Here is a 14,751-nt window from a genome sequence, read left to right on the forward strand (position 1 = left end):
ACGACGCGGCGGCGCGGGCCGGGCCCGCTGCCTTTTACGCCGAAACTCAGGAAAACAGGTCGCGCCAGAAACGCGGGCCGAGCCGGGCCATGCGCCGCAGGAAATCGAAAAAGCCGGTTTCCGGGCGCTGGACGAACAAACGCCGCCGGACCAGGTACTCGCCGGCGAACAAGCCGCCGACGATGCCGTAGTTGAGCAGGTTGGCGAACCAGGACCATTGCTCCTGGGTGATCGCGAAGGCCGGGGGATGGCCGAGCCGGGCCAGCAGGCCGTCGGGCACGGCGATCGTCGCCAGCGCGCCGTTGATCAGCGCCAGCAGCAGCAGGACCGCCGCCCACAGCGCGGTCAGGCGGCGGGTGTAGCGGTACAGCGGCGGCGCCAGCGCGGCCGGCGCGCAGTCGTGCAGGGCGGCGACGATGCGGGTGATCAGCGCCTCGCGCGGCGCGCGCAGACTGCGCCCGAACCACCAGCCCAGCCAGGCGTTGAACAGCATCGGCGGCGCCAGCAACAGCATCTGCGCCAGCGGCGTGCGTGCGGCCAGGCCCAGCGCCACGGCCAGCGCCAGCACCAGCGCCCACACCGACGGGCGCAGGGCCAGCAGGCCGTCGATGGCGACGAACACGATCAGGTCGGCCAGGGCCAGCGCCGCGACCCAGCCGCCGCCGTCGTGGCTGGCCCAGTGCGCCAGCAGCGGATAGGCGATGGCCAGCAGCAGGCGCGCCGGGGCGCTGAACGAAGAAGCGGTCACGGGGCGGCGGCTCGCGGCCGGAGCAGACGGTGGACGACGGCGGCGGACGCGCCGCTCAGGCGGCGCGGTGCTGCTCGATGTGGCCCGACAGCGCGCGCAACGAGGCGAAGATGCGCCGGTTCTCGTCGTTGTCCGAGCGCAGCTGGAAGCCGTAGCGCTTGCTGATCGCCAACGCCAGTTCGAGCGCGTCGATCGAATCCAGGCCCAGTCCGTCGTTGAACAGCGCCGCTTCCGGATCGATCTGCTCCGGCGCCACGTCCTCCAGGTTCAGGCTCTCGACCAGCAGCTGCGCCAGTTCGCGTTCGGCAGGGCTTTGTTCAGACATCGGGACGATCCGGTGGGGCTAAGGCGAAGGGCGGTCACGATCCGCCATCGGCGCCGCAGGCGCAACCGGGCGCCGCTGTCCGGCGCCGCCCGGAACCCGCCGACCGGGCAACAGGCCCAGCCAGATCAATCACTTGCGCGCCATCGGCAGGCGGCCCACAGACGCGGCCCAGGGCCGCAGGCTGCACAGCCGGCGAAGGCGGCAGGCTATGATTTGCGCATGACTCCGCCCGAATCCGCGCCCGGCGCCACCGCCACGGCTCCCGTTTCCGCTCCGACCCAGGCGCCCGCACAGACCCTTGAGGTCGACGTGCTGGTGATCGGCGGCGGCCCGGCGGGCACCACCGCGGCGACCCTGTTGGCGCGCAAGGGCTGGAAGGTGCTGTTGCTGGAAAAGGACCGGCACCCGCGCTTCCACATCGGCGAATCGCTGCTGCCGATGAACCTGGCCATCCTCGAGCGCCTCGGCGTGCTCGAGCAGGTGCGCGCGATCGGCGTGCACAAGCCCGGCGCCGAGTTCCCGATCGACGCGCAGCGCTATAACACCTTCCGTTTCGAGCGCGCGCTGAATCCGGCGTTCGGCTATGCCTTCCAGGTCAAGCGCGAGGAATTCGACCAGTTGCTGTTCCGCCACGCCCAGGCCAACGGCGTCGACGCGCGCGAGCAGGTCAAGGTCGAGAAACTCGAATTCGGCGCCGACGGCCGCCCCGCCCTGGCCCATGCCCGCGCCGCCGACGGCGCCGCGCTGCAGGTGCGCATGCGCTACCTGGTCGACGGCAGCGGCCGCGACACCTTCCTCGGCAGCCAGCTCAAGCTCAAGCGCAAGAACCCGCTGCACCAGTCGGCGGCGATCTTCAGCCATTTCACCGGCGTGCAGCGCCGCGACGGCGAAGACGCCGGCAACATCACCGTGCAGCGCTTCGCCCACGGCTGGATGTGGCTGATCCCGCTGCAGCGCGGGGTGATGAGCGTGGGCGCGGTGTGCTTCCCCGAGTACCTCAAGCAGCGCCGCGGCGACAACGAGAGCTTCCTGATGCGGACCCTGGAGTCCGAGCCCTCGGTGTGGGCGCGCATGCAGGGCGCGCAGCGCTGCGGCGAGGTTCACGTCACCGGCAACTATTCCTATACCTGCAGCCGCATGGCCGGCCCCGGCTGGGTCATGGTCGGCGACGCCTACGCCTTCGTCGATCCGGTGTTCTCCTCCGGCGTCTACCTCGGCATGAACAGCGGCGAACAGGCCGCGGCCGTGGTCGACGGCGCGCTGCGCGAGCCGGCTCGCGAGGCCGCGCTGCAGGGCGAAATGACCGTGCGCCTCAAGCGCGGCCTGAAACATTTCCAGTGGTTCATCTATCGCTTCACCACCCCGGTCATGCGCGAATTGTTCAACGCTCCACGCAATTTCTGCCAGGTCGAGCAGGCGGTCATCTCGATGCTCGCCGGCGACGTGTTCGACAACCGGGCGGTACTGCGCCGCCTGCGCCTGTTCCGTTTCATCTATGCGCTCACCGCCGTGCGCATGGCGCCGCAGGCGCTGCGCGGCTGGCTGCGGCGCAAGCGTCAGGTCGGGGTCGACTTCCGCGGCGACACTCTGCAGCGGGGCAACCCGTGAGCGCGGCCGCCGCGATGCTGGCCGGCCCGCGCCTGCAGGTCGACTACCTGGACGCCGCGCCCGGGGCGCTGTTGGCGCAGGACGACACCCTGGCGGTGTTCGGCTTCGGCGCGGACGCGCCGCATCACGACGACCCGCGCTATCTGCGCGTGGCGCTGGAGCCGTTCGGCGACACCCGCCTGGAGCGCTGGCGCGGCACCGGCCCGGTCAGCAAGGGCCGCGACGGCGACCTGGCCTGGGCCGAGGACGGCGCGCTGCAGTTCGGCGTGATCGAGTTCGACGAGCCCGAACCGCTGCCGGGCGAAGCCGCCAACGGCGAGATCGCGCGCGCCGCCGAGTATCTGTACCGCAAGCTGATCGGCTTCACCGCCGAGCGCGGCTACCCGCACCTGCTGCGGATCTGGAACTACCTCGACGGCATCACCCTCGGCCACGGCGACGAAGAGCGCTACCGCGTGTTCTGCGTCGGCCGCGCGCGCGGCCTGGGCGAGTTCGACACCGCGCAGTTGCCGGCGGCGACCGCGATCGGCCGCGCCGACGGCGCGCGCCGGCTGCAGGTGTATTGGCTGGCCGGGCGCAGCCCGGGCACGCCGCTGGAGAATCCGCGCCAGGTCAGCGCCTACCGCTACCCGCGCCAGTACGGCCCGCAGTCGCCGAGCTTCGCCCGGGCGATGCTGCCGCCGCAGCCGGCGGCGATGCCGCTGCTGCTGTCGGGCACCGCCGCGGTGGTCGGCCACGAGTCGCGCCACGCCGATTCGGTGCTGGCCCAGCTCGACGAGACCCTGGCCAACTTCGACAGCCTGCTCGCGGTCGCGCGCCAGCGCCGGCCGCAGTTGCCGGCCGCGTTCGGCGCCGGCACGCGGTTGAAAGTCTACGTGCGCGACGCGGAGGACATCCCGCTGGTCGCGCAGGCCCTGGACCGGCGATTCGGCGATCGGGTGCCGCGGATCCTGGTGCACGCGGCGATCTGCCGCCACGAGCTGCGGGTCGAGATCGACGGCGTGCACGGCGGCTGAGCGCGGGTCGGCCGCGCCGACCTGCGGCACTTGCAATCGCCCGGGCAGACATTACGTTGCAGGCATGGCCGATCCGGCCGCTTGCGGAGCCACCTCGATGGGTTTGATCAGTCTGCTCTGGGGCATCGTCGCGCTGCTGTGGATGATCGCCGCACTGATTCCGTTCCTCGGCTGGGGCAACTGGTTCATGATTCCGTTCGCCGCGATCGGCGCGATGATCGCCGCGATCGGCCTGTTGTTCACCCGCAGCGAGAACAACGCCCGGGCCAAGGCCGGCTTGTGGCTCAACGGCATCGCGATCCTGGTCGGCGTGGTCCGGCTCGCCCTCGGCGGCGGTTTGATCTGAGCGCGGCGCGGTAAGCCGCCGGCGCGACGCCGGCATCGAGCGCCCGAACGCGATCCGCGTCGGGCGCGGCTGCGGGGTGCGCCGCCGCTCAGCCGGCCGGGCGCGCGGCGAGCAGAGCGCGGGTATGCGCGTGCCGCGGCGCGCGCAGCACCTGCGCGGTGGGGCCGGTTTCGACGATGCGCCCGGCTTCGAGCACGGCGATGCGCTCGGCCACCGCCGCGGCCGCGGCCAGGTCGTGGGTCACGAACAACAGCGCCAGGCCGCGTTCGCGCTTGAGCCGCGCCAGCAGGGCCAGGATCGCGGCGCGATGGTGCGCGTCCAGCGCCGACACCGCCTCGTCGCAGACCAGCAGTTTGGGCTCGGTCGCCAGAGCGCGCGCGATCGCGATGCGCTGGCGCTGGCCGCCGGAAAACTGGTGCGGGTAGCGATCGAGCATGGCCGCGTCCAGGCCGACCGCGGCCAACAGTCCGGCGGCGCGTTCGCGGCGCGCGGCCGCGTCCGACCGGGTGTGGATGCGCAGCGGTTCGGCGACGATCTCGGCTACGCGCAGGCGCGGATCGAGCGAGGCGTACGGGTCCTGGAACACCACCCCGGTCTGCGCCCGCCAACGGCGCAGCGCGGCCGCGTCCAGCGTCGCCAGGTCGGCGCCGTCGACCCAGACCCGGCCTTGCGCGCCGCGCAGCAAGCGCAACAGCACCCGGCCGAGCGTGCTCTTGCCGCTGCCGCTCTCGCCGACCAGGGCCAGGCCCTCGCCGCTGCGCAGCTCGATATCGACCGCCTCCAACGCCGGCTTCGGCGCGCGCGGATAACGCAGGCCCAGACCCTCGCCGCGCAACCACACCGGCGCGTCGCAGACAGCGTCCGGCAAGGCCTCGATGCGGTCGGCGGCGAGCAACTCGCGGGTGTAGGCCTGCGCCGGCGCGGCGAACACGCGCGCGGTCGGGCCCTGCTCGACCGCGGCGCCGCGCTGCAGCACCAGCAGTTGCTGGGCATAGGCGCCGACCAGCGGCAGGTCGTGGCTGATCAACAGCAGGGCCAGGCCGTCTTCGCGCCGCAGGCGATCGAGCAGGTCGAGGATGTCGCGGGCGATCCGCGCGTCCAGCGCCGAGGTCGGTTCGTCGGCGATCAGCGCCTGCGGCGCGGTCGCCAAGGCCAGGGCGATGGCGATGCGCTGGCGCTGGCCGCCGGAAAACTGGTGCGGATAGCGTTGCAGGGCCGCCGCGGGTTCCGGCAATTGCACGCGTTCGAACAGACTCTGCGCCTGGCCGCGGGCCTGGTCCTTGCCGAGCCCGCGCACCGCGCGCAGGGTTTCGATCAACTGCGCGCCGACCCGGCGCAGCGGATGCAGGGCCGCGAGCGGGTCCTGCGGCACCCAGGCCAGGCGGCGGCCGCGCAATCGCGCCTGCGCCGCGCTGCCGAGCGCGACCGCTTCGCCGTCGATGCGCAGTTCGCCTTGCGCCTGCAATCCGGCCGGCAGCAGGCCGAGCAGGGACAGCGCGGTCAGGCTCTTGCCGCTGCCGCTTTCGCCGACCACGCCCAGGCACTGGCCCGCGTGCAGCTCCAGGTCGATCGGGCCGAGCAGCCGCCGCGCGCCATCGTTCGCGGCGACGTTCAAGCCCTGCAGCGATACCCGCGGCGGACTCATGCCGCGGCCTGTTCGCTGCGCGGCGCGCTGCGCTTGACGTCGAGCCAGTCGCGCAGGCCGTCGCCGAGAAACTGGAACGCGGCCAGGGTGGCGACCAGGAAGCCGGCCGGGAACAGCAGGGTCCACGGCGCGCTGTCCAGCTCCTGCACGCCTTCGGCGAGCAGGCCGCCCCAGCTCGATGACGGCTCGTCGATCGACAGGCCGAGGAAGCCGAGAAAACTTTCGACCAGGATCGCCTGCGGCAGGATCAGGCCGAGGTAGACCAGGGCCAGCGGCAACAGGTTCGGAATCACGTGCCAGCGCAGGCGCTGGCCGAAGCCGGCCCCGGCCGCCTGCGCGGCGAGCACGAACGGCGCTTCGCGCAGGCGCGCCGCCTCGGCGCGCATCACCCGCGCCAGGTCGATCCAGACATAGCCGCCGATCGCGACCAGCAGCAGCCACAGCGAGCGCTCGAACAGGGTCAGCAGCAGGATCACCACCAGCAGGAAGGGCAAGGCCGAGAACACGTCGAGCACGCGCAGCATCGCCCGCTCGGTGCGCCCGCCGGCCAGTCCGGCGACCGCGCCGTAGCTCAGTCCGATCGCCAGCGCGACCACGCTGGCCAGCAGGCCGATGCCGAGCGACAAGCGGCCTCCGGCCAGGGTGCGCGCGAACACATCGCGGCCGATCGCATCGGTGCCGAACCAATGCCCGGCCGTGCCCGGGGGCGCCGACAGGGCGTCCCAGTCGGGCAGGATCGGCCCATAACGGCTCAGCGCCGGCGCCAGCCAACAGGCGGCGGCGAGCACGGCGAGAACCGACAGACAGGTGCGGGCGAGCGGCGGCAGCGAGGCGAGGGAACGCATTGGCGCTCATCCTAGCGGCTTGGACCGCACAGGGGTTCGCGCGATGCACGCAGCCCGTCCCGATCCCGCGGTCGATGTCGTTGCCGGCAGTTGGAGCGAGGGCAAAGGCCAATCCCCCCGCCCCCTTATTCAAAGGCGGGAAAGCAACCGCAGCTGCGAAGATCTGAAGAAGTCGTGTTAGCGGGGGGGGGGGCTCCTCGCGCCACCGCGCAACACTTCCCCCCTTTGGGGGGACCAGGGGGATTTGCTTCGGCTGTGGCTTCGGCTATGGCTTGGCCTTGGCCTAGCCCCCGCCCCACATACCGCCCCGTCATAAGCAGATGAGGCAAAACCTTTTCCCTCCGCCCCCGGGCCCGGCCACATTTCCTACATGGTGACTGGGAAATGCTGACGATGAAGGCCAAGTACGCCCTGCGCGCGATGTGCGCCTTGGCGCGCGCGCAGAGCCGGCCCTGCGCGGGTCGCGCCGAGGTGCCGCGCCTGCAGGCCCGGACCATCGCCCAGCACAGCGGCGCGCCGGGCAAGTTCCTGGAGTCGATCCTGGTCGACCTGCGCGAGGCCGGCTTCATCGACAGCCGGCGCGGGCAGAAGGGCGGGCACACCCTGGCCCGGCCGGCCGAGCAGATCATGGTCGGCGACCTGATCCGCGCCATCGACGGCCCGCTGGCCCCGGTGCTGTGCGCCAGCGTCAGCGCTTACCGGCCCTGCGCCGATTGCCGCGACCCCGACGGCTGCACTCTGCGCGCGTTGATGCGCGAGGCGCGCGACGCGATTTCCGGCGTGCTCGATCGGCGCAGCCTGGCCGAATTCGCTCGCGCCTCGTCGACGCCGACCCTGCTGACCGTGGAAGGAGAGGCGCGATGAGCCGCAGCGCGACGGGAACCGGCAAACGCGCGGCCGCGCGTGGCGCGCCCAGCTCGTGCGGCGGCGAGCCGGAGATCAACATCGTCAACCTCAGCGACACCGAATTCGCCTTGCTGCAGGCCCTGCGCGGGCTCGATGAGGGCCGGATCGAAGTGCGGGTCAGCCAGGCGCGGATCGTCGAGATCGTCCGCAGCCAGCGCCTGCCGGTGGCCGCCGCCGAATCCTGGGGCTGAGCGCCGCCGCTGATGCGCCGGGCCGGCCGCGGGGGCCGCCGATCCGCCCGCACCGCCGGTCGTCGCGCACGCCCCGGCGCGATCGCCACTGGCTGCGTTTTCCGCTTCACACGCTGCGTCCGCGCCACCCGGATCGCCTCACCGTTCCATCCGTTCGTAGGAGCACATCATGCAAACCCGGGTTCGATCTGCGCATGCGGCGCGCGCCGCGACTGTCTGGCTCGGCGCCGCGATCGCCTGCGCCCTGGCGCTGCCGGCCGCCGCGCAAACCCGACCGACCGCCGGCGAACTCACCGTGGAAGCGCTGGCCGAGCGCTTGCGCGCGCTGGAGCAGCGCCTCGGCGGCGGCGGCGCGGTCGCCGGCGCGTCCGCCGACAGCGGCAGTCTGGCCGAACTCGACCAGCGCCTGCGGATCATCGAACGCAAACTGGAACTGCAGGCCGAGGAAGCGACGGCCAAGGCGGCGAACACGCCGAGCGTGTCGCTGAGCGCGAGCAAGGGCCTGGCGATCAAATCGCCGCCGCCCGGCGATGTCGAAGTCAAGCTCAAGGCGCTGGTCCAGGCGGACGGCCGCTTCTTCATCGGCGACGAACGCCTGCCGCAGAACGACACCTTCCTGTTCCGCCGCATCCAGCCGACCCTGGAAGGGACCTGGGGCCCGCTGGTCGGCTTCCGGCTGACCCCGGAATTCGCCGGCGACAGCGCGACCATCAACGACGCCTATCTGGACCTGAAGTTCGATCCGCGCGCGACCCTGCGGATCGGCAAGTTCAAGAGCCCGGTCGGCCTGGAACGGCTGCAGTCCAGCGGCTCCAACGCCCTGATCGAGCTCGGCCTGGCTTCGGAGCTGACCCCGAACCGCGATCTCGGCGTGCAACTGCAGGGCGAGTTCGCCGGCGCCACCGTGTCCTACGCGCTGGGCGTGTTCAACGGCGCGGTCGACGGCCGCGACAGTCCGACGGTCAATCCCGACAACGAATTCGAGCTGGCCGGGCGGGTGTTCCTGGAGCCGTGGAAGAACGACGGCGGCGCGCTGTCGGGGCTGGGCATCGGCCTGGCCGGCAGCCGCGGCGACAAACGCGGCAGCGGCAACAACGCACTGCCGCGCTACCGCACGCCGGGCCAGGTGCAGTTCTTCAACTACCGCAGCGCGGTGCTGGCCGACGGCGCGCACAGCCGCTGGTCGCCGCAGGCCTGGTACTACCGCAACGCGTTCGGCGTGATCGGCGAATACGTCGCCTCCAGCCAGGAAGTGCGCAACGGCGCCTTCGCCGGCGAACTCGACCACCGCGCCTGGCAGGTCACCGCCGGCTACGTGCTGACCGGCGAGGACGCCGGCTACAAGGGCGTGGCCAGGCCTAACCAACCCTTTACGGTCGGTGGCGCAGGCTGGGGCGCATTCGAGCTGGTCGCGCGCTACGGCCGCCTGGAGATCGACGAGGCCGCGTTCCCGCGTTACGCCGACCGCAACGCGGTGGCCGCCGCCGCGCGCTCCTGGGGCCTGGGACTGAACTGGTACCTCACCGGCAACCTCAAGCTGGTCGCCAACTACACCCAGACCGCGTTCGACGGCGGCGCCGCCGCGGGCCGCGACCGCGAAGACGAAAAAGCCTTCTTCACCCGCGCCCAACTCGCTTTCTGACCTTCCGCCACTTCGCACAGGATTGAACCATGAAGACTCTCCATCGACCGGCCCTGTTCCGCGCGGGCCTGTTCCGCGCGGCCCTGCTCGGCCTGGCGCTGGCCGCCGGCAGCGCCGCGGCCAAGGACGCCGAGCTGCTCAACGTCTCCTACGACCCGACCCGCGAGTTCTACGCCGAGGTCAACCAGGTGTTCGCCGCGCAGTGGAAGCAGAAGACCGGCGAAACCCTCAACCTGCGCGCCTCGCACGGCGGCTCGGGCAAGCAGGCGCGCGCGGTGGTCGACGGCCTGGAAGCCGATGTGGTGACCCTGGCCCTGGCCGGCGACATCGACACCATCGCCAACGCCAAGCAGCTTCCGGCCAATTGGCAGAGCCGCCTGCCGCACCAGAGTTCGCCCTACACCTCGACCATCGTGTTCCTGGTGCGCAAGGGCAACCCGAAGGGGATCAAGGACTGGGGCGACCTGGTCAAGCCCGGGGTGGCGGTGATCACGCCCAACCCCAAGACCTCCGGCGGCGCGCGCTGGAACTACCTGGCCGCCTGGGCCTGGGCCTCGACCCAGTACCGCGACGGCGACAAGGTGGTCGACTACCTGAGCCGCTTGTTCAAGAACGTGCCGGTGCTCGACACCGGCGCGCGCGGCTCGACCACCACCTTCGTCGACCGCAAGATCGGCGACGTGCTGCTGGCCTGGGAAAACGAAGCCCTGCTGACCCTGCAGGAACCGGCCAGCCGCGACAAGTTCGAGATCGTCGTGCCGAGCCTGAGCATCAAGGCCGAGCCGCCGGTGGCCTGGGTCGACAAGAACGTCGACAAGCACGGCACGCGCAAGCAGGCCGAGGCCTACCTGCGTTTCCTCTACACCCCCGAGGGCCAGCGCCTGGCGGCCAAGCACGGTTATCGCCCGGCCGAGCCGGACAAGGTCCCGGCCGCGGAGCTGGCCAAGTTCCCGGCGGTCAAGCAGGTCACCATCGACAACGCCTTCGGCGGCTGGAAGAAAGCCCAGGCCGCGCATTTCTCCGACGGCGGCTTCTTCGACAAGATCTACCTGCCGAAGTGACGGCCGCGCGGTTTCGGCTTTTCCGTTCCCGCCTTTTGAAAAAGGTGAGAGCGTGCGCTCGCGAACCGCAGGTTCGCGCACGATCGAACGCCGTCCGGCCAGGCCTGCTGGCCGGACGGGCAGGGGGATTTGCTCTTGCCCTTCCCCAAGCGCCAGAAAAGCAAATCCCCCGCGCTGCAGCCAAGTTTGGACTTCGTACCGACGTCGGGCGCAGGCCCGCTTTTCCAAAGCGGGCCACGGAACCAGGCCCGGTCCACAGCCGCTGGCGACGACCGCCCTCCGGCGCGAGGTTGAGCCGCCCGGCCGCCCCGTCCGCCGGTGCCGTTCACCGCCAACGAACCCGCCACCGATCATCGTGGCCCGACCCGATATCGCCATCGCGCACTAGCTAACAACCAACGCGCATTTCCCCTGGACCGCAAACCCACGATAGCGTCACCCCCCTTCGTCCCTCCGCCACCGCCGCCCACCGCCACATGAGCGAGCACGCGTTGACCCTGCCGGCCTCCGCCTCCCGATGGCGCAGGCCGCTCCCCGGTTTCGGCCTCGGCCTGGGCCTCGGCCTGGCCTGGCTCGGGCTGGTGGTGCTGTTGCCGCTGGCCGCGCTGGTGCTGCGTTCCGGCGGCCTCGGCCTGGCCGGCTGGCTGCGCGCGATCTCCGACCCGCGCGTGGTCGCCTCGCTCAAGGTCAGCTTCGGCACCGCCTTCGCCGCCGCCCTGGTCGCGCTGGTGTTCGGCGCGGTGGTGGCCTGGGTGCTGGTGCGCTACCGCTTCCCGGGCCGGCGCCTGCTCGACGCCCTGGTCGACCTGCCCTTCGCCCTGCCGACCGCGGTCGCCGGCATCACCCTGGCGGCGATCTACGGCCAGAACGGCTGGGTCGGCGCCTGGCTGCAGCCGTTCGGCGTCCAACTGGTCAACAACCTCACCGGCATCGTCATCGCCCTGATCTTCATCGGCCTGCCGTTCGCGGTGCGCACCGTGCAGCCGGTGCTGGAGACCCTGGGCCGCGAGCAGGAGGAAGCCGCCGCCTCGCTCGGCGCCTCGCGCCTGACCACCCTGCGCCGGGTGATCCTGCCCGAGCTGCTGCCGGCCCTGCTGACCGGTTTCTCGCTCGCCTTCGCCCGCGGCCTGGGCGAGTTCGGCTCGGTGATCTTCATCGCCGGCAACCTGCCGATGAAGACCGAGATCGCGCCGCTGCTGATCACCATCCGCCTGGAAGAGGAAGGCGGGGTGACCGCGGCGATCGTGTTGGCGACCTTGCTGCTGCTGATGTCGTTCGTGTGCCTGGTGGCGATCAACGCCGGCGCGCGCTGGCTGTCGCACGGAGGCCGCCAGGATGGCTGAGGCGCGCGACCAGTTGCAGGAACCGGCCTGGGTGCGCTGGGCGCTGATCGGCGCCGCGGTGGCGATCATGCTGCTGGTGGTGGTGCTGCCGTTGCTGATGCTGCTGGGCACCGCGTTCGGCAGCGGCCTGGACGTGTGGCTGGCCGCGGTGCGCGATCCGCACACCTTGTCGGCGCTGCGCCTGACCCTGATCACCACCGCCATAGTCGTGCCGGTCAACGCGGTCTGCGGCGTGTTCATGGCCTGGGCCCTGACCCGCTTCGAGTTCCGCGGCAAGCGCACCCTGCTGGCCCTGATCGACCTGCCGTTCGCGGTCTCGCCGGTGGTCGCCGGCCTGTGCCTGGTGCTGTTGTTCAGCCCGACCCACGGTTTTTTCGCCGACCTGCTCAACCGCTACGACCTGAAGATCCTGTTCGCCACCCCGGGCATCGTCCTGGCGACCTTGTTCGTGACCTTCCCGTTCGTGGTCCGCGAGCTGATCCCGTTGATGGAACAGCAGGGCAGCGACGAGGAGCTGGCGGCGCGCTCGCTCGGCGCCAACGCCTGGAGCATGTTCTTCCGCGTCACCCTGCCCAACATCAAATGGGGCCTGCTGTACGGCGTGCTGTTGTGCAGCGCGCGGGCGATGGGCGAGTTCGGCGCGGTCACGGTGGTGTCGGGCAACGTCATGGGCAGCACCAACACCCTCTCCCTGCACGTCGAGGTGCTGTACAAGCAGCTCGGCGGCGAGGGCGCCGCGGCGTTCGCGGTCGCCTCCCTGCTCGCCGGCCTGGCCCTGGTCACCCTGGTGGTCAAGATCTGGCTCGAAGCGCGCCACGGCGACGCGCTCGCGCGTTCGCACCGCCGGCACTGATTACCGAGCACCCCATCCATGGATCTGCATCTCCACGCCATCGCCAAGCGCTACGCCAACGTCGCCGCCCTCGACGCGGTCGACCTGCAGGTCGCGTCCGGCGAACTGGTCGCCCTGCTCGGCCCGTCCGGTTCGGGCAAGACCACCCTGCTGCGGGTCATCGCCGGCCTGCTGCAGCCCGACTCGGGCCGGCTGCTGTTCGGCGAACAGGACGCGACCCGGCTGAGCCTGCGCGAACGCAACGTCGGCTTCGTGTTCCAGCACTACGCGCTGTTCAAGCACATGACCGTGGCCGAGAACATCGCCTTCGGCCTGCGCAGCCGGCCGCGCGCGCGGCGCCCGGACAAGGCGACGATCGGCAAGCGCGTGCAGGAGCTGCTCGGCCTGATCCAGTTGCCCGAGCTCGGCGCGCGCTATCCCGAACAACTGTCCGGCGGGCAGAAGCAGCGCGTCGCCCTGGCCCGCGCGCTGGCGATCGACCCGACCGTGCTGCTGCTCGACGAGCCGTTCGGCGCGCTCGACGCCAAGGTCCGGGTCGAACTGCGCCGCTGGCTGCGCCGCCTGCACGACCAGACCGGGCAGACCACCTTGTTCGTCACCCACGACCAGGAAGAAGCGCTGGAACTGGCAGACCGCGTGGTCGTGCTCAAGGACGGCCGGATCGAGCAGATCGGTACCCCGGACGAGATCTACAGCGCGCCGGCCTCGGCCTACGTGTTCGACTTCATCGGCCGCGCCAACGTGATCGAGGGCCAGACCGAGGGCGGCGAGCTGTCGGTCAACGGCCACGCCCTGCGCCTGCCGGTCGACAGCCACAGCCGCAGCCGGGCCAGGCTGTACGCGCGCCCGCACGACATGGCCCTGGTCGACGGCGACGACGGCCTGCCGGCGCGGGTGGTCTCGGCGCACCGGCTGGCCGAGCGGATCACCCTGGAACTGGCGATCGAGGGCCAGCACCGCCCGCTGGAGCTGGACCTGGCCGCGACCCCGGATGCGGTGACGCCGGCGCCCGGCAGCACCGTGCACGTGCGACCGCTGCGGTACCGGGTGTATTCCGACTGACGCCGGGCGCAGTTCTAAGCGACAGGAACGGCGTACCCTTACGGGCAGCTTGCCCGTCTTGCCCGGAACACAGCATCCCCGCCCGCCGCGACCCGCGGTCGCAGGCCGCCGCCGGGCACGGGAGTAGACTAGGCGCCCATGAGCTACCCCTACTCGCGCCCGCGGCGGATGCGCCGCGATGAATTCTCGCGCCGGCTGATGCGCGAGACCGTCCTCACCGCCGACGACCTGATCTATCCGGTGTTCGTGCACGAACTCGATGGCCGCGCGCCGGTCGGCTCGATGCCCGGCATCGAGCGGTTGTCGATCGACGAACTGCTGCGCGTCGCCGAACGCGCCAGCGAGCTGCGCGTGCCGGCGCTGGCGCTGTTCCCGGTGACCGCGCCGGAGGCCAAGTCGCTGACCGCCGAAGCCGCCTGGCAGGAGGACGGCCTGTGCCAGCGCGCGGTGCGCGCGCTCAAGCAGCGCTTTCCGGAACTGGGCGTGATCACCGACGTCGCCCTCGACCCCTACACCAGCCACGGCCAGGACGGCCTGGTCGACGACAGCGGCTACGTTCTCAACGACGAAACCGTCGAAGCCCTGGTCAAGCAGGCGCTGTCGCACGCCGCCGCCGGCGCCGACGTGGTCGCCCCCAGCGACATGATGGACGGCCGCATCGGCCGCATCCGCGAGGCGCTGGAGCAGCGCGGCCACATCCACACCCGCATCCTCGCCTACAGCGCCAAGTACGCCTCCAGCTTCTACGGCCCGTTCCGCGACGCGGTCGGCTCGGCCGGCGCGCTCGGCAAGGGCAACAAGTACACCTACCAGATGGACCCGGCCAACAGCGACGAGGCCATGCGCGAGATCGCCCTGGACCTGGACGAAGGCGCCGACATGATCATGGTCAAGCCCGGCCTGCCCTACCTGGACATCGTGCGCCGGGCCAAGGACGAGTTCGGCGCGCCGACCTTCGTCTACCAGGTCAGCGGCGAGTACGCGATGCTGCGCGCGGCGATCGGCAACGGCTGGCTGGACGAGCGCGGCTGCGTGCTGGAGTCGCTGACCTCGATCAAGCGCGCCGGCGCCGACGGGGTGCTGACCTATTTCGCATTGGATGCGGCGCAATGGATGCGCGAGGAGCGCTGATCGCACGCAGTCCGGCGCGCGTCCACGTT

Annotated in this window: 15 protein-coding genes; 11 read left to right on the forward strand and 4 right to left on the reverse strand. The window is 71.3% G+C overall.

Going from position 1 to position 14,751, the window contains the following annotated elements:
- Positions 1-46: 46 nt before the first annotated feature.
- Both AC3A57_RS02945 and AC3A57_RS02950 read right to left on the reverse strand, forming a co-directional pair.
- Positions 47-748, reverse strand: a complete 702-nt coding sequence (locus AC3A57_RS02945) for a COG4648 family protein (protein WP_487577498.1) — start codon at positions 746-748, stop codon at positions 47-49.
- Between the two features lie 55 nt (positions 749-803).
- Positions 804-1,073, reverse strand: a complete 270-nt coding sequence (locus AC3A57_RS02950) for a phosphopantetheine-binding protein (RefSeq protein WP_221670446.1) — start codon at positions 1,071-1,073, stop codon at positions 804-806.
- Between the two features lie 219 nt (positions 1,074-1,292).
- Here AC3A57_RS02950 and AC3A57_RS02955 point away from each other — a divergent pair, with 219 nt between their 5' ends.
- The 3 genes from AC3A57_RS02955 to AC3A57_RS02965 all read left to right on the forward strand — a co-directional run bounded on the left by AC3A57_RS02955 (position 1,293) and on the right by AC3A57_RS02965 (position 4,043).
- A complete protein-coding gene (locus AC3A57_RS02955; RefSeq protein ID WP_487577499.1) occupies positions 1,293-2,681 on the forward strand; it encodes an NAD(P)/FAD-dependent oxidoreductase in 1,389 nt (462 codons plus the stop codon).
- 14 nt (positions 2,682-2,695) lie between these two features.
- Positions 2,696-3,697: a chorismate transformation FkbO/Hyg5 family protein gene (locus tag AC3A57_RS02960; protein ID WP_487577712.1), complete on the forward strand. Its 1,002-nt coding sequence runs from the start codon at positions 2,696-2,698 to the stop codon at positions 3,695-3,697.
- A gap of 97 nt (positions 3,698-3,794) precedes the next feature.
- Complete coding sequence (locus AC3A57_RS02965) at positions 3,795-4,043, forward strand: hypothetical protein (protein WP_487577500.1); 249 nt, start codon at positions 3,795-3,797, stop codon at positions 4,041-4,043.
- 88 nt (positions 4,044-4,131) lie between these two features.
- On the opposite strand, the gene AC3A57_RS02970 is transcribed toward AC3A57_RS02965, so the two are convergent.
- Both AC3A57_RS02970 and AC3A57_RS02975 read right to left on the reverse strand, forming a co-directional pair.
- Positions 4,132-5,688: a dipeptide ABC transporter ATP-binding protein gene (locus AC3A57_RS02970; RefSeq protein ID WP_487577501.1), complete on the reverse strand. Its 1,557-nt coding sequence runs from the start codon at positions 5,686-5,688 to the stop codon at positions 4,132-4,134.
- The gene (locus AC3A57_RS02975) at positions 5,685-6,533 is read right to left on the reverse strand and encodes an ABC transporter permease (RefSeq protein ID WP_487577502.1); all 849 of its coding nucleotides are present in this window, start codon (positions 6,531-6,533) and stop codon (positions 5,685-5,687) included. The genes AC3A57_RS02970 and AC3A57_RS02975 overlap by 4 nt, the downstream gene beginning before the upstream one ends.
- Positions 6,534-6,917: 384 nt before the next feature.
- Between AC3A57_RS02975 and AC3A57_RS02980 the strand changes: the two genes are divergently transcribed.
- The 8 genes from AC3A57_RS02980 to hemB all read left to right on the forward strand — a co-directional run bounded on the left by AC3A57_RS02980 (position 6,918) and on the right by hemB (position 14,722).
- Positions 6,918-7,397, forward strand: a complete 480-nt coding sequence (locus tag AC3A57_RS02980) for an RrF2 family transcriptional regulator (protein ID WP_487577503.1) — start codon at positions 6,918-6,920, stop codon at positions 7,395-7,397.
- Positions 7,394-7,630, forward strand: coding sequence for a hypothetical protein (locus AC3A57_RS02985; protein WP_487577504.1), 237 nt, complete (start codon positions 7,394-7,396; stop codon positions 7,628-7,630). Before AC3A57_RS02980 ends, AC3A57_RS02985 begins: the two co-directional genes overlap by 4 nt.
- Before the next feature lie 169 nt (positions 7,631-7,799).
- Complete coding sequence (locus tag AC3A57_RS02990) at positions 7,800-9,272, forward strand: OprO/OprP family phosphate-selective porin (RefSeq protein WP_487577505.1); 1,473 nt, start codon at positions 7,800-7,802, stop codon at positions 9,270-9,272.
- A gap of 29 nt (positions 9,273-9,301) precedes the next feature.
- Positions 9,302-10,333 (forward strand): sulfate ABC transporter substrate-binding protein, encoded by a 1,032-nt coding sequence (locus AC3A57_RS02995; RefSeq protein ID WP_487577506.1) that lies wholly within the window; start codon positions 9,302-9,304, stop codon positions 10,331-10,333.
- A gap of 476 nt (positions 10,334-10,809) precedes the next feature.
- Positions 10,810-11,676 (forward strand): sulfate ABC transporter permease subunit CysT, encoded by an 867-nt coding sequence (gene cysT, locus AC3A57_RS03000; RefSeq protein WP_487577507.1) that lies wholly within the window; start codon positions 10,810-10,812, stop codon positions 11,674-11,676.
- Positions 11,669-12,529 (forward strand): sulfate ABC transporter permease subunit CysW, encoded by an 861-nt coding sequence (gene cysW / locus AC3A57_RS03005; protein WP_221670458.1) that lies wholly within the window; start codon positions 11,669-11,671, stop codon positions 12,527-12,529. Before cysT ends, cysW begins: the two co-directional genes overlap by 8 nt.
- 18 nt (positions 12,530-12,547) lie before the next feature.
- Positions 12,548-13,591: a sulfate/molybdate ABC transporter ATP-binding protein gene (locus tag AC3A57_RS03010; protein WP_487577508.1), complete on the forward strand. Its 1,044-nt coding sequence runs from the start codon at positions 12,548-12,550 to the stop codon at positions 13,589-13,591.
- Positions 13,592-13,729: 138 nt separating this feature from the next.
- Positions 13,730-14,722, forward strand: a complete 993-nt coding sequence (gene hemB / locus AC3A57_RS03015; RefSeq protein WP_487577509.1) for a porphobilinogen synthase — start codon at positions 13,730-13,732, stop codon at positions 14,720-14,722.
- Positions 14,723-14,751: the final 29 nt, after the last annotated feature.

It is taken from the genome of Lysobacter sp. Soil_C_15 (genome assembly GCF_057657315.1).